Here is a 14,153-nt window from a genome sequence, read left to right as displayed (position 1 = left end):
CCCCCGCCCCGCGGACGCGGTCCCCTACGCCGAGCTGCACGCTCATTCGTCGTACTCGTTCCTCGACGGGGCGTCGTCCCCCGAAGACCTCCTCGCCGAGGCCGAGCGACTCGGCCTGACCGCTCTCGCCCTCACCGACCACGACGGCTTCTACGGAGCCGCGCGCTTCGCCGAGGTGGCCGATCTCATGGAGAGCCCGCTGCAGACGGTGTTCGGGGCAGAGCTGTCGCTCGACCTGCCGGCGCCGCAACAGGGTTCCGCGGATCCCGCAGGCGAGCACCTGCTGGTCCTCGCCCGAGGCATGGAGGGATACCACCGACTCTCGGGGGCGATCACTTCTGCGCAGCTGCGGGGAGGTGAGAAGGGGCGCCCGGTCTACGACCTGGACGATCTCGTGGCACGCGCGGACGGGCACTGGACGATCCTGACCGGATGTCGGAAGGGCGCCGTGCGTCGCGGACTCGAAGCGGGGGACGCGGGCACGCCGCTGGGGTCGCTCGTCGACCTGTTCGGAAGCGACAACGTCGTCGTCGAGCTCTTCGATCACGGCGACCCCCTCGACACTCGACGCAACGACGCTCTCGCCGACCTGGCGCGTCGGATGCGGCTGCCGGTGGTCGCGACCAACAACGTGCACTACGCCACACCGGCACAGGCGCCGCTCGCCGAGGCCGTGGCCGCGGTCCGCGCGGTGCGCAGCATGGACGAGCTCGACGGCTGGCTGCCCGCGCACGGAGGGGCGCATCTGCGCAGCGGTGCGGAGATGGCGGCGCGCTTCCAGCGGCACCCCGGGGCGATCTCGTACGGGCTCGAGCTGGCCGCGGCCTCGGCCTTCCCGCTTCGCCTGGCTCGACCGGCCCTGCCGCAGCAGAAGGTTCCGGAGGGGCACACTCCGATGACCTGGCTGCGTCACCTGGTGTGGGAGGCCGTGCCGTCGAAGTATCCACGACTGGACGATGACGGCCGGCACCGGATCGCCCGCGAGCTCGACGTGATCGAGGAGAAGGACTTCCCCGGGTACTTCCTGATCGTGCACGGCATCGTCGCGGAGGCCAGGAGGCGCGGCATCCTCTGCCAGGGCAGGGGGTCGGCTGCGGCGAGCGCGGTCTGCTACCTGCTGGGCATCACCGCGGTCGATCCGATCCTCTACCGTCTGCCCTTCGAGCGGTTCCTCGCGACCACGCGGACGGAGGAGCCGGACATCGACGTCGACTTCGACTCCGACCGCCGTGAGGAGATCATCCAGTGGGTGTACGCGGAGTACGGGAGGGAGCGGGCTGCCCAGGTGGCGAACGTCATCCAGTACCGCCCCAAGAATGCGGTGCGTGACATGGCCAGGGCTCTCGGCCACTCCCCGGGCCAGCAGGATGCCTGGTCCCGCCAGGTCGACGGCTGGGGAGCGGGACTGGAACCCGCAGAGGGGCACGACATCCCCGAGAACGTGCTCGCCTACGCCGGAGAGCTGCTGAAGGCGCCTCGACATCTCGGCATCCATTCCGGGGGCATGGTGCTCACCGCGCGCCCCGTCGGAGAGGTCGTTCCTGTGGAGCACGCCCGCATGGAGAACCGCACTGTCATCCAGTGGGACAAGGACGATGCCGCCTTCATGGGGTTGGTGAAGTTCGATCTGCTGGGACTCGGGATGCTCGCCGCCCTCCAGCACTGCTTCGACCTGATCCGGGAGACCACGGGTGAGGAGTGGACGCTCGAGACGATCCCGAAGGAGGAGGCCGGCGTCTACGACATGCTCTGCCGCGCGGACTCGATCGGCGTCTTCCAGGTGGAATCCCGTGCTCAGATAGGGCTGCTCCCCCGCCTGCAACCGCGGAGCTTCTACGACCTCGCCATCCAGATCGCCCTCATCCGGCCCGGCCCCATCCAGGGCGGGGCCGTGCACCCGTTCGTCCGGCGCAAGATGGCGAAGGACCGCGTCGACGAGGAGAACCGGGAACGGGTGTCTCGGGGAGAACCGCCGGTGGAGTTCACCATCCCCTACCCGCACAGCGATCTGGAGGACATCCTGAAGCGCACGCTGGGCATCCCGATCTTCCAGGAACAGCTCATCCAGATGGCCACCGCCGTGGGCGACTGCACAGCGGACGAAGCCGATCTGCTGCGCCGGGCCATGGGCTCCAAACGGGGCCTCGAGAGGATCGAGAAGGTCAGGGACAAACTTTATGCGGGGATGGCGAGGCGCGGGCTCGTCGACGAGGCGGCGGATCGTATCTATGCGCAGATCCAGGCGTTCTCCAACTTCGGTTTCGCCGAATCGCACTCGCTGTCGTTCGCACTCCTCGTCTATGCCAGCTCCTGGTTGAAGCTGCACTACCCCGCCGCGTTCCTCGCGGGACTCCTGCGCTCGCAGCCCATGGGCTTCTACTCCGCCGCGACCCTGACCGCAGATGCCCGACGGCACGGAGTGGAGGTGCGCCGCCCCGATCTGCATCTCTCCGGTGCGATGGAGCTGCTGGAGCCGCTCTCCTCGGACACCCCGAGAGGGCCGACCGGCCAGGATCCGTGCCTGAGCGTCCCTCAGCCGCCGGTCCTGCGCTTCGACAGGTCTGCCGCGGATGAATCCGCCGCGCACCGCAGAGACGGCGGGTCCGCTGTGCGGCTGGGACTCGGCGGCATCCGTGGGATCGGCATGGCGATGGCCGAGAAGATCGTCGCCGAGCGCGAAGCGAACGGCCTCTATCGGGACCTGAACGACCTGGTCAGACGCACGGATGCCACGGCCGCCCAGCTGGAGGCGCTCGCCACCGCCGGGGCCTTCGACTGTCTGGGCCTGGAACGCCGGGAGGCCATCTGGATGGCGGGAGCCGCCGCCGAGGATCGCTCCCGTTTCCTCCCCGGGACCACGGTCGCGGTGCAGCCGCCCCTGTTCGCCGATCAGAGCAGCTACGAGCGGCTCTCCGCCGACCTGTGGGCGACCGGGGTGTCGACCGACGACCATCCCCTGACGCACTTCCGGGAGGCTCTGCGCGCTCGCGGCGTGCTGACAGCGGTCGACCTGCAGAGGCACGAGGCGGGTCGACGCATCGAGGTCGCCGGGCTCGTCACCCATCGTCAACGACCGGCCACGGCTTCCGGGATCACCTTCGTGAACCTCGAGGACGAGAGCGGGCTGGTGAACGTCGTCTGCTCGGCCGGGGTCTGGAACCGCTACCGCCGCGTGGCCCGAGACTCACCGGCGCTCATCATCCGCGGCATCCTGGAACGATCGGCCGAGGGCGTGGTCAATGTGCTGGCCGATGGGTTCGAGGATCTGCGCACCGGTCTCACCCATCGCTCCAGAGACTTCCGGTGACGCTGCGCGCCGGGTTCACCAGAAGCGCTCCGGCTCCTCTGCCGGCGGGCGATCGGCTCCGCCCCACCGGTCCGCCTCGGCCTTGGCGGCATCGGCAGCCGCGTCGGCTTCGTGGAGAGCCACCTTGGCACCGGTGTACCCGGGACCGAGGGGATCGACGAGCAGCGTGGTGTGGGCTCCTGCGCCTCCGATGGTGACCGTGCACCTCAGCACCCGCCCGATCCAGCGGGAGAAGTCCCCACTCGGGTCCTCTTCGCGTCGGTAGCGGATGCCGGTGTCGAGGTCGACGATGGCCAGGACCACCGGCTCATCGGTGAGCGGATCGACCTGCTCCGTCACGTCGATGCGATGGCCGTGAGGGATGGCGACCTGAGCGGTGAGCACGAGCAGTCTGTCCATGAGTCCACCCTAGAGAAGCACCAGAGGAAGACAACAGCGAGTCCCCGCTACCCGAATTCGAAAATTTCTTTGTCCCCCAAATGGCGGACAAGCCGATTAAGCGATATTCTGCTCTCGTAGCGGGGGCTACGAGGCTGATGACCTGGGGAAATCAGCCGTGAGCGCAGCGAGATCTTCGCCGCCTCCCCTACCGTCCGGGAAGGGCGGTGAGCCCTCTCGGCGGCACCGTCTGGGGCGGGTCATCGAGAGGGCAAATCTCCCCACTGCACTGCACTGGACTCGATCCACGGCCTCCTTCGCATCGCCGCAGCGATCGTGCACCTCCGACGATCACCGCGCGAGACGTGTGCGCAGGGATTCCAGGAGAAGGTCGGCCCCGAGCTCGAAGGTGCGATCGGAGCGGGCGCTCCCCCGCTCGGCCCCGTCGATGAGGCGTCCGAGCGTGCGGGTCGGCTCCCCCGGCTGCCAGATCTCGTCAGGCGACGCGAGATCGAGACCGAAGCCGATCGCGAAGGCGTCGATGACGGCGATCACCGAGAGCACCTCGTCCTCGGGAAAACCGCCGTCGACGAGCGCCGAGGCGAGGTCGTCATATGCGGCGATGACGGCCGGATGCGTGATCGTCTTCCCCACGAGCAATGGAACGAGCTGCGGATGGTCGGCATACATCCGGCGCTGGGTTCGCAGCACCGCGAGCACGAAGACATCCCAGGGCTCGCCGTCCCACTGCACGAGGTATCCCTGCACGAGCTGCCCGCGGATGAGTTCGAGTATCCCGTCCATGCCGTCGACATGGTTGTACAGCGACGAGGGGCGCACGCCGAGCTCGCGGGCTATGGCATTGACCCCGAAGGGCCGGCCGCCTCTCGCGAGAGCGAGGCCCGCGGCGCCGATGATCTCCGGAGACAGGAGCGGTGTGGAGGGCCTCGGCATCGGGGGCTCGCTTTCTCCGGCGGACCGGTCGTGAGTTCGGGGGTTCCGCAAGAACCCCCTCCTGTGCATAATAATGAACACCATTCGTTTACGAACACCATTCGTTTATGAACTCGTGCCCCATCCGACGCACACCCGTTGTCTCCCCTTCCCGCGCACAATGCCGTGCCGACTCCCCTTGGAGCTCCATGACCACGCTCGATCTCCGCACCAGAATCCCTCTCCGCTTCCCGACAGCGGCCGCGACCTTCGCGATCGGCATCGCCGGGTACCTGGGCGTCAACCTGTCGCCGTACATGATCACGGCCGCCCAGACCGGCCTCGGCCTCGACGTGCTCGCCGCCAGCTGGCTCGTGACCGCGACACTCCTGCTCACCGCCGTGACCGGACTGGCGATCGCTCCGCTGTGCGCCGGCACGCATCGCCGAACCGTGGCCCGCGCGGGACTAGGTCTCGCCGTCGTCGGCTTCGCGACCGCCGCACTCGCACCCGCCGCCATGCTCCCCGGCCTCCTCCTCGGCGGCGCCGGAGCGGGCGGAGCGGTCGCCGCGTCGGGCGCAGCGCTCGCCGCGTTCCGCAACCCGGACCGGGTCGCCGGCTTCAACGGACTCGCGAACCGGGGCGTCATCACCGTGGTGCTCGCCGTCATCCCCCTGATCGGCCTCGCGCCGATCGATGTGTTCGGCGCGCTCGCCCTGTTCTCCCTGATCGGGCTCGTCGCCACCGCCTGGCTGCCCGCCGCCCCCGTCGTCGCCCCGCAGGCCGGAGCAGCCGTCGCCGAGGCGATGCCGATCGAGGTGCCGCCGACCGGGACGGTCAGGACGTCCCCCACCCGCACACGGACCGTCACCGCGGCCGGCGTCGGCCTCCTGCTGGTGTTCGCGCTGTGGGCGGCCAGCGAGGACTCGCTGTGGGCCATGGCGGGCGTGATGGGTGCGGAACAGGCCGGATTGACGCCGGAGGGACTCGGCATCGCGCTGAGCGGCGCGACGGCCGGCGGACTGCTCGGTTCGCTGCTCCTCATGATCGTGGGGGCACGTCTCGGGCGCGCGGTACCGCTCGTGATCCTGCTCGTCGCCGGCGGCGCGCTCAAGATCGTGGAGGGCTTCGTGACCGATCCCACCACGTTCATCGTGATCTTCATCGCCTGGAACTCGGTGTACGCGATCGCCTTCATGTACTTCGTGTCGACATCGGCGGCCCTGGATGCCGACGGCCGCTGGTCGGGCCCCCTGCTCGCGGTGTACCTCGTCGGGTCGGCCCTCACCCCCGTCATCGGCGCAGCCCTCGTCGGCGTTCTCGGCTATCAGGGATTCGGGGTCGCCCTCGGCATCGCGAGCTTCGTCCTCGCCGTACCCGCCGGGGCGATCGCCCTCCTATCGACGCGTCTGGAACGCATGACCTCTCAGGAGACCACCGCATGACCCGCACCCTCTATCGCAACGCCCGGATCTTCACGGGAGACGAGTCCCGCTGGGCGGAGGCCATCGTCGTCGACGGCGAGGAGTTCATCCACGTGGGCTCCGAGGCGGAAGCCCCGCACGCCGACGCGGAGGTCGATCTCGGAGGACGCGTCGTCCTTCCGGGGTTCACCGACGCGCACACCCACCTGCTCATGATGGGCGAGGCGCTCGGACAGGTCGGACTCACCGACGCCGCATCGCTCGAGGAGATCCAACGCCGGTTGGACGAGGCCCGCCGCACCACGTCGGGAGTACTGCGCGGACGCGGCTGGCTGTTCGACGCGATCCCCGACGGGGAGCCGACCGCGACGATGATCGATGCCGTCGTCGCCGATATCCCCGTCTACCTCGATGCCAACGACTACCACTCCTGTTGGGTGAACACGGCGGCGCTGCGCGAGCTGGGGATCACGCGGGACACCCCCGACCCGCTCGGCGGACGCATCGCCCGCGACGCGTCCGGCGAGCCGACGGGGATGCTCTATGAGACCGCCGCACAGCAGTACGCGTGGGCGCAGCGCGACGCCTCCACGACGGACGCTCAGCGGGATGCGGCAGTCGCACGGGTCGTGTCCGCCTACCTCTCCGCCGGCGTGACGGGGGCCGTCGACATGGCGTTCGACGAGCTCGGACTCGCTGCGCTCGAAAGGGCAGCCGAACGCGGCGAGCTGCCCCTGCGCGTCGCCGCGCACTGGTTCGTCGCGAACAGCGGAGACGATGCGGCGAACCTCGCGCAGGTCGCTCAGGCGTCGGTGCACGCATCGGCGTCGACCGCGGGTGTTCGCGTCGTCGGGATAAAGCTCGTGCTCGACGGCACGATCGACGCGTGCACTGCCGCCATGGGAGCTGCCTACGCCGACGGCTCGAACGCCGAGCCGATCTGGCCGGCCGCGCGGCTGCTGCCGGTGGTCGCGGCGGCGGACGCGGCGGGACTTCAGATCGCGATGCACGCGATCGGCGACGCCGCGAGCGCACTCGCCCTCGATGCGATCGAGCACGCCGTCGCGGTGAACGGCGACCGCCCGCGTCGGCACCGCATCGAGCACCTCGAGTACGCCGCGCCGGGAACCGCCGGGCGGATGGCGCGGCTCGGGGTGACGGCCTCCATGCAGCCCGTGCACGCCGACCCCGCGATCTTCGCGAACTGGGCGGCGCAGATCGGCGACGATCGCGTCGCCCGCGCGTTCGCGTGGTCGGAGTACGACGAAGCAGGAGCACTCCTCGCCTTCTCGACCGATGCGCCGACCGCCCCCTACGAGGCGCTCGCGAACATGTACGTCGCCGCCACACGTGCCTCGGCGCTGGTTCCGGGTGTGCCGGCCGTCGACCCGACTCAGGCACTTCCGCTGGAACGGGCCATCGCGCACGCCACCAGGGACGCCGCGGCATCGATCGGCGACGGCAGCTGGCGCGGCCGCATCGCGGTCGGATACGCCGCTGACTTCGTGGTGCTCGACGCCGACCCGTTCGCGGGCGATCCGGCCCTTCTGCTGGGGACACGCATATCGCAGACCGTGATCGCCGGACGCACCGTGTACGAGAGCTAGCGCGAAGAGCACCTCTCCTGCGCATTTCCAGGATATCGCCGAGGTGGGGGCTTGCCGCAAGGCCCCCACCCTGGGGCAGAATCGACCCTCGCTCGTGCGAATGACGCCCGGCGTGAAGGAGATCCATGCCTTTCGACCCGTTCCACCTCGCGGACGATCTGCGCGCGAAAGCCGCTCCGGAACTGATCGCCGATGACCGCGAGCATCTCCGGAGGATCGCCGACGCTCTCGAGCTGCAGCGCGCAGATGTGATCTCGCGACTGACGCAAGCGCGCCGCCGGGAAGCGGACCTCGGAGATGCCGTCGTCGACCGGGACCTGGAGATCCGCCGACTGAGCGGACGCCTTCGCGTGCTCGAGCGCTTCGGCCTCGACATCTGCCTCGGCCGGATGACCCTCGACGATGGCGAACATCGGTACATCGGCCGCACCGGCCTCGCGGACGCGGACGGGTCCCGGCTCCTCATCGACTGGCGTACTCCTGCCGCAGAGCCGTACTTCGCGGCGACCCTCGAGCATCCGCGCGGTGTGATCTCCCGACGTCGCTACCGCTGGACCGACGGACGCATCCGTGACTACTGGGATGAGGCGCTGAGCGACGCGGCGTTCGACGGCGCGGCCTCCCTCGACGATCAATCCGCGTTCATCGCCAGCCTCGGAACTCATCGCACGGCCAGGATGCGCGACGTGCTCGCGACCATCCAGGCCGACCAGGATGCGATCATCCGCACCTCGTCCAGGGGAGCTCTCGTCGTCGACGGCGGCCCGGGCACGGGCAAGACCGTCGTGGCACTGCACCGCGCCGCCCAACTCCTCTACGCGGAGCCGCGCCTCACGCAGAGTGCGGGCGGCATGCTGCTGATCGGCCCTCATGCGCACTATCTCGCATACGTCGAGGACGTGCTTCCCAGCCTCGGCGAGGACACCGTGCGACTGGCGACCATCCGCGACCTCGTCCCGGAGGGAGCCTCGGCCTCCGACGAGCGGAGCACCGAACACGACGCCCGAGTGGCGCGGCTGAAGGGCACGCTCGACCCCGTCTCGCTGCTCGACGCTGCCGCGAGGTGGTTCGAGCGCCCGCCGCATCACGCCATGCGTCTGGAATCGCCGTGGGCCGACCTGTGGCTGAGTCGCGACGAATGGGCTGAACTGTTCTCGAACGCCGACCCTGCCATCTCGCACAACGAGGCACGCGACGAGGTGTGGGAGGAGATCCTCGAGCTGCTGACGGACCAGGTGGACGACGCGGATGCGCCGCCCCACACGGTGCGGAGGTGGCTGCGTCAGGACGAGGAACTCACCGGGACGTTCATGCGCGCCTGGCCGATGCTGTCCCCGACATCGGTCGTCGCACGACTGTGGAGCTCACCCGAATTCCTGCGGCACTGTGCGCCGGGGCTCTCACCGGAGGAGATCGCACTCCTGCAGCGGGACGGGTCGACGGCATGGACCGTGTCGGACGTCCCGTTCCTGGACGCCGCGCGCCGCCGCATCGGCGACCCCGATACCGTCCGCGACGAGCACCGACGCCAGGCCGTGATCGCTTCCGCCCAGGAGCAGATCTCCCATGTGGTCGACCACCTCATCGAGGACGACGACAGCGAGATGAAGGTGATGTCGATCCTGCGGGGCCAGGACGCACGGAATGTGCTGCTCGGTGTCGACGCTCCCCCCGCGCTGCGACCCGACGAGCTGTCCGGACCGTTCGGACACATCGTCGTCGACGAGGCACAGGAGCTCACCGACGCGGAGTGGCGGATGCTCATCGCCCGCTGCCCTTCGAGGAGCTTCACGATCGTGGGAGACCGCGCGCAGGCACGTCACGGATTCACCGAGAGCTGGGAGGCCCGACTCGCCCGCGTCGGACTCCGCGACGTCAGGATCTCTCATCTGGGGGTGAACTACCGGACGCCGACGGAGGTGATGGAGGCCGCTGCTCCAGAGATCCTCGCGGCGATCCCCGATGCGAACGTCCCGTCCTCGGTGCGCGAGAGCGGAATGCCGGTGCGTCATGACGTCGTCGCCGCACTCCCGCGCCTGCTGGAGGCTTGGGTCGACGCGCATCCGGACGGCGTGGCGTGCGTGATCGGCGCCCCCGACTTCGCCCCGACCGCGCGCGTGCGATCCCTGACGCCCGAGGGTGCGAAGGGCCTGGAGTTCGACCTGGTCGTGCTGGTCCATCCCGATCAGTTCGGACATGACGTGACCGGCGCCGTGGACCGCTACGTGTCCATGACCCGATCCACCAGCGAGCTCATCGTGCTCCGGTGAAGCGACGCTCGCGACGTCACCCGACGAGGACGCGACCGGTGAGGGCCTGCCAGCGCTCCTCGCGCCGCTCGATCCGTATGGGGTATGCGAAGGCCGCCGTCACCAGGGGTGTCGTGAGCACGGCGTCGGCCTGCCCCTTGGCAACGATCTCCCCCTTCGCGATCAGTGCCGCATGCGTGGTCGACCGGGGCAGCTCCTCCAGGTGATGCGTCACGAGGACGGTGGCGAGTTCGGGCTGCGTGCTGTGCAGCAGATCGAGCGTCTCGAGGAACTGCTCCCTCGCCGCGACGTCCAGACCCGTCGAGGGCTCGTCGAGGAGAAGGAGCGCGGGGTCGGGCAGCAACGCACGAGCGATGAGGGCTCTTCCGCGCTCTCCCTGGGACATGGTGGGCCACGTTGCGGCCTCGATCGCCTCGAGACCCAGCAGCGCCATGAGGTGCTCGACGCGCGCCAGGATCGCCGGGGAGGGCTCCCATCTGTTCATCATCTCCGTGGTCCCCGTCGCTCCGGTGAGCACGACCTCTCGCACCGTCAGCGGCGAGCGCAGTGGGTGACGCGGATTCACGTGACCGATGGACTCCCGCAGCTGTCGGATCTCGACGCGTCCGAGCTGCTGTCCGAGCACGTGGACAGAGCCTCTGGTCGGGTGCGCCTGCGCACCGCACATGCTCAGGATCGTGCTCTTACCCGCTCCGTTCGGCCCGATGACGGCCCAGTGCTCGCCCTGCCTGACGGTGAGGTCGATGCCGGTCAGGATCTGCCGCGCGTTGCGGACGACGTCGACGCCCCTCAGCGCGAGGACGTCGCGGGGGACGGAGCCGTCGAGACCCTTCGCCGACATCACGACAGCGCCTCGCGAAGGGTGAGGAGATGAGCCCGACTGCGTTCGGCTGCGGCAGCTTCGTCGTGGTCGGCGATGGCTTCCACCTGCTCGGCGTGCGCGTCCTGGTCGGTGTCGTCCCCGAACGACCGCCGAATGCGGAGCATCTCGACCATGGCTTCACGCAACCGCGGGGTGAAGCTGTCGAACAGGTCGAGGAGCACCGGGTTGTGCGCGGCGGCCACGATCGTCCGATGAAAGGCGGTGTCGGCGTCGACGTGTGCCTCGATATGGGAGCGGTGCGCGGCGCGATCGGCGAGAGCACGGCGGATGCTGCGCAGATCCGCGGGAGTGCGTCTCGCGGCGGCGAGCGCGGCGGCCTCCGTCTCGATCGCGATGCGTGCCTCGATCACCGCGACGATGTCGGCCTTGCGCAGGACGGCATCCCAGTCCTCCGGGGCTTCGAGCGCGGTCACATAGACTCCAGCCCCCTGTCGCGAAGCCAGCACTCCGCGCCCGGCGAGCTGCCGGATCGCCTCGCGCACGGTGGATCGACCGACGCCGAGCTGCAGGGCGAGCGTCGTCTCGCCGGGGAGCTTCTCCCCCAGCGCCCATTCCCCGGCCGTGATGCGTCGCCACAGCAGTTCGGCCGCCTGGTCCGCCAGCGGCGCCCGTCTCACCTGTGCCATTCGCGTGGCCTCTCGTCTACTTGTCTGAGGAGTTCTGTTACAGTCTAGCCATGTTCTCGTCAGAGCACCTCCTTCTTCGCCGCCACGGCGGGGCGTAGCCGGACCGGCACCCCGCCGTGGGGTCGAGTGTGCCGGTCTCCCCTCTCCGAGAAGGACGCCGCATCACCATGACCACAACATCGCCCATCCATGACTCCGCCGCCGGCATCGACGGCGCTCCCGCCTGGAACCGGCAGAAGAACTCGCCGATGCCCTCGCACCGCTACCGCGACGTCTACTCACGCGTCGAGGTGCCGCTCACCGAGCGGGACTGGCCCGCCCATCGACTCACGGCCGCCCCGCTGTGGGTGCCGGTCGACCTGCGCGATGGCAACCAGGCTCTCGCCGAGCCGATGGATCCAGCCCGCAAGCACCGGTTCTTCGAGCTGATGGTGCGGATGGGGTACAAGGAGATCGAAGTGGGATACCCGTCGGCGTCGCAGACCGACTACGACTTCGTGCGGCTGATCGCGGACAGCGACATCGCGCCGGAGGACGTGACGATCGTGGTGTTCACCCCCGCGCGCCGCGATCTCATCGAGCGGACGGTGGAGTCCGTCCGCGGCATCGCCAACCAGGTCGTGATCCACATGTACACCGCGACAGCCCCCGCGTGGCGCAGCCTGGTGCTGGGGCACGAGCGCGAGGAGCTGAAGCAGCTCATCCTCTCCGGCGGCCGCGACGTGTGGGAGCTCGCCGGGCATCTGCCGAACGTGCGCTTCGAGTTCTCCCCCGAGGTGTTCAACCTGACCGAACCCGACTACGTGATCGACATCTGCGATGCGATGACCGAGCTGTGGCAGGCCGCCCCCGAGCGGCCGGTGATCCTCAATCTGCCGGCGACGGTCGAGATCGCCACCCCGAACGTGTACGCGGATCAGATCGAGTACATGCACAAGAACCTCGCACGCCGTGACTCCGTGGTCCTCTCCGTGCATCCCCACAACGACCGCGGGACGGGTATCGCCTGCGCCGAGCTCGCGGTGCTGGCCGGAGCGCAGCGGGTGGAGGGCTGCATCTTCGGAAACGGCGAGCGCACGGGCAACGTCGACATCGCGACGCTCGCGCTGAACCTCCACGCGCAGGGCGTGGATCCCATGATCGACTTCTCCGACATCGACGAGATCCGCCGCACCGTCGAGCACTGCAACCGGATCGAGGTGCACGCCCGCCACCCCTACGTCGGCGATCTGGTGCACACGGCGTTCAGCGGCACGCACCAGGATGCGATCAAGAAGGGCTTCGCCGAGCACCGCGCCCGCGCCGCCGCGGAGGACCGCGATGAGAGGGAGATCGAGTGGCGGGTCCCCTATCTGCCGATCGACCCCGCGGACATCGGTCGCGACTACGACGCCGTGATCCGCGTCAACTCGCAGTCGGGCAAGGGAGGTATCGCATTTCTGCTGGAGAGCGAGTACGGGGTCGAGCTGCCTCGGCGCCTGCAGATCGACTTCGCCCGGCACGTGCAGCGGCACACCGACGCGACCGGAGCCGAGGTCACGGCGGCAGAGCTGTGGGACGTCTTCGAAGCGGTCTATCTCCGCCCCGTTTCGGGCAGTGATTCCGGGACCCGTCTCGTCTCCTACGACTCCGCCGACGGCGAAGGGAACCCACGCACGCGCATCACACTCCAGGTCGAGGGCCGCGAGCACACGACGGTCCACCGTGAAGGCGGCCCGATCGAGGCTCTCTCTGCGGCACTCTCCGCCCATGGCGTGCGCGTGGACATCGTCGGGCTCCACCAGACGAGCGTCGGATCGGGGGCGGAGAGCGATGCTCTGACGCTCCTCGAACACCGCACCGCGGCGGGGAGCTCGTGGTCGGCCGGCCGCGGACGATCCGTGCTCTCCGCGAGTCTGTCCGCAGTCATGGCGGCGGCGGTCGCCCGCTCTGGAAGCTGACTCCTGCCTCGAAGCTCAGTCCTGGTCGCCGACGTGCCCGGGCGCCGTGAGGGAGAGCACGCGTTCGACGAAGGCGGCGTACTCCTCCATGTAGTGCTCGAGGAACTTCTTCGTGCCGGCATCCTCGACCGTGCCGTCGGGGCCGAACATCTCAGGACGGTAGGTCAGATACGCCTCGGGGGCGTTCAGCTGAGGGGCGTTGAGGAAGCTCAGCACACTGCGCATCGAGGACTGCATCACCGCGGTGCCGATGGCGCCGGTGGAGGCTCCGATGATGCCGGTGGGTTTGCGAGCGAACGAGTTGTGGCCCCACGGCCGCGACCCCCAGTCGATCGCGTTCTTCAGGGCGCCGGGGATCGAGCGGTTGTACTCCGGCGACACGATCAGGAGGCCTTCGGCGCGCTCGACCGCGTGCTTGAACGTGGTCACGGCGGCGACCGGATCGAGTTCGTCGTCACGGTTGTACAGCGGCAGATCGCGGATCGGGATCTCGACCATCTCCAGGCTGGGCGGGGCCAGCTTCACGAGCGCGGTCGCGACGACGCGGTTGATCGAGTCATGGGCGAGGCTTCCGATGAGGTAGCCGATCCGGTGTGCCATGCGGATACTCCCTTGCTTGTTCGGATGTGCTTGTCGGACGTGTTCGCGTTCAGGCTAGCCCCGTGTCCCGGCATAGCAAGCCCCTTCCATTGCCCCGCCGCCCGTGCACCGAGGCTTGAGCACGAGGAACAGAGCCCGCGATTCTTCGCCCGGATTCGCCTCAGGCCGTCGAGGCACCCCGGCAC

At 69.1% G+C, this 14,153-nt stretch carries 10 protein-coding genes; 5 read left to right on the top strand and 5 right to left on the bottom strand.

The window, feature by feature from the left end; genetic code table 11:
• The coding region (locus AX744_RS11920; RefSeq protein WP_061017097.1) for an error-prone DNA polymerase at positions 1-3,307 on the top strand (3,307 nt) is incomplete at its 5' end.
• A gap of 15 nt (positions 3,308-3,322) precedes the next feature.
• Here AX744_RS11920 and AX744_RS11915 read toward each other — a convergent pair.
• Both AX744_RS11915 and AX744_RS11910 read right to left on the bottom strand, forming a co-directional pair.
• Positions 3,323-3,706 carry a hypothetical protein gene (locus AX744_RS11915; RefSeq protein ID WP_046749353.1) on the bottom strand — a complete coding sequence of 128 codons (384 nt, stop codon included), beginning with the start codon at positions 3,704-3,706 and terminating at the stop codon, positions 3,323-3,325.
• Positions 3,707-4,036: 330 nt separating this feature from the next.
• Positions 4,037-4,639, bottom strand: a complete 603-nt coding sequence (locus AX744_RS11910) for a TetR/AcrR family transcriptional regulator C-terminal domain-containing protein (protein ID WP_061017096.1) — start codon at positions 4,637-4,639, stop codon at positions 4,037-4,039.
• Positions 4,640-4,827: 188 nt separating this feature from the next.
• On the opposite strand from AX744_RS11910, the gene AX744_RS11905 reads away from it, so the two are divergent.
• The 3 genes from AX744_RS11905 to helR all read left to right on the top strand — a co-directional run bounded on the left by AX744_RS11905 (position 4,828) and on the right by helR (position 9,919).
• A complete protein-coding gene (locus AX744_RS11905) occupies positions 4,828-6,063 on the top strand; it encodes a hypothetical protein (RefSeq protein ID WP_058633201.1) in 1,236 nt (411 codons plus the stop codon).
• A complete protein-coding gene (locus tag AX744_RS11900; RefSeq protein WP_061017094.1) occupies positions 6,060-7,649 on the top strand; it encodes an amidohydrolase in 1,590 nt (529 codons plus the stop codon). Before AX744_RS11905 ends, AX744_RS11900 begins: the two co-directional genes overlap by 4 nt.
• Positions 7,650-7,774: 125 nt before the next feature.
• Positions 7,775-9,919: an RNA polymerase recycling motor ATPase HelR gene (gene helR, locus AX744_RS11895; RefSeq protein ID WP_061017091.1), complete on the top strand. Its 2,145-nt coding sequence runs from the start codon at positions 7,775-7,777 to the stop codon at positions 9,917-9,919.
• 16 nt (positions 9,920-9,935) lie between these two features.
• Here the strand turns inward: helR and AX744_RS11890 are convergent, their stop codons facing one another.
• Complete coding sequence (locus AX744_RS11890) at positions 9,936-10,760, bottom strand: ABC transporter ATP-binding protein (protein ID WP_061017089.1); 825 nt, start codon at positions 10,758-10,760, stop codon at positions 9,936-9,938.
• Positions 10,760-11,428, bottom strand: a complete 669-nt coding sequence (locus tag AX744_RS11885) for a FadR/GntR family transcriptional regulator (RefSeq protein WP_061017087.1) — start codon at positions 11,426-11,428, stop codon at positions 10,760-10,762. The genes AX744_RS11890 and AX744_RS11885 overlap by 1 nt, the downstream gene beginning before the upstream one ends.
• Positions 11,429-11,595: 167 nt before the next feature.
• Between AX744_RS11885 and AX744_RS11880 the strand changes: the two genes are divergently transcribed.
• Positions 11,596-13,368, top strand: coding sequence for a 2-isopropylmalate synthase (locus AX744_RS11880; protein ID WP_061017085.1), 1,773 nt, complete (start codon positions 11,596-11,598; stop codon positions 13,366-13,368).
• Between the two features lie 15 nt (positions 13,369-13,383).
• Here the strand turns inward: AX744_RS11880 and AX744_RS11875 are convergent, their stop codons facing one another.
• Positions 13,384-13,968, bottom strand: coding sequence for an NADPH-dependent FMN reductase (locus AX744_RS11875; RefSeq protein ID WP_061017084.1), 585 nt, complete (start codon positions 13,966-13,968; stop codon positions 13,384-13,386).
• Positions 13,969-14,153 lie beyond the last annotated feature (185 nt).

Source organism: Microbacterium sp. CCH5-D1, assembly GCF_001557335.1.
GTDB lineage: Bacteria > Actinomycetota > Actinomycetes > Actinomycetales > Microbacteriaceae > Microbacterium > Microbacterium oxydans.
The sequence above is the reverse complement of the archived record's forward strand: the minus strand, read 5'-3'. Positions and strand labels throughout refer to the sequence as shown.

Bases quoted from the DNA above. Each gene is read 5' to 3' on its own strand.
- AX744_RS11915 (WP_046749353.1), bottom strand. From the start codon at position 3,706: ATGGACAGACTGCTCGTGCTCACCGCTCAGGTCGCCATCCCTCACGGC.
- AX744_RS11910 (WP_061017096.1), bottom strand. From the start codon at position 4,639: ATGCCGAGGCCCTCCACACCGCTCCTGTCTCCGGAGATCATCGGCGCC.
- AX744_RS11905 (WP_058633201.1), top strand. From the start codon at position 4,828: ATGACCACGCTCGATCTCCGCACCAGAATCCCTCTCCGCTTCCCGACA.
- AX744_RS11900 (WP_061017094.1), top strand. From the start codon at position 6,060: ATGACCCGCACCCTCTATCGCAACGCCCGGATCTTCACGGGAGACGAG.
- helR (WP_061017091.1), top strand. From the start codon at position 7,775: ATGCCTTTCGACCCGTTCCACCTCGCGGACGATCTGCGCGCGAAAGCC.
- AX744_RS11890 (WP_061017089.1), bottom strand. From the start codon at position 10,760: ATGTCGGCGAAGGGTCTCGACGGCTCCGTCCCCCGCGACGTCCTCGCG.
- AX744_RS11885 (WP_061017087.1), bottom strand. From the start codon at position 11,428: ATGGCACAGGTGAGACGGGCGCCGCTGGCGGACCAGGCGGCCGAACTG.
- AX744_RS11880 (WP_061017085.1), top strand. From the start codon at position 11,596: ATGACCACAACATCGCCCATCCATGACTCCGCCGCCGGCATCGACGGC.
- AX744_RS11875 (WP_061017084.1), bottom strand. From the start codon at position 13,968: ATGGCACACCGGATCGGCTACCTCATCGGAAGCCTCGCCCATGACTCG.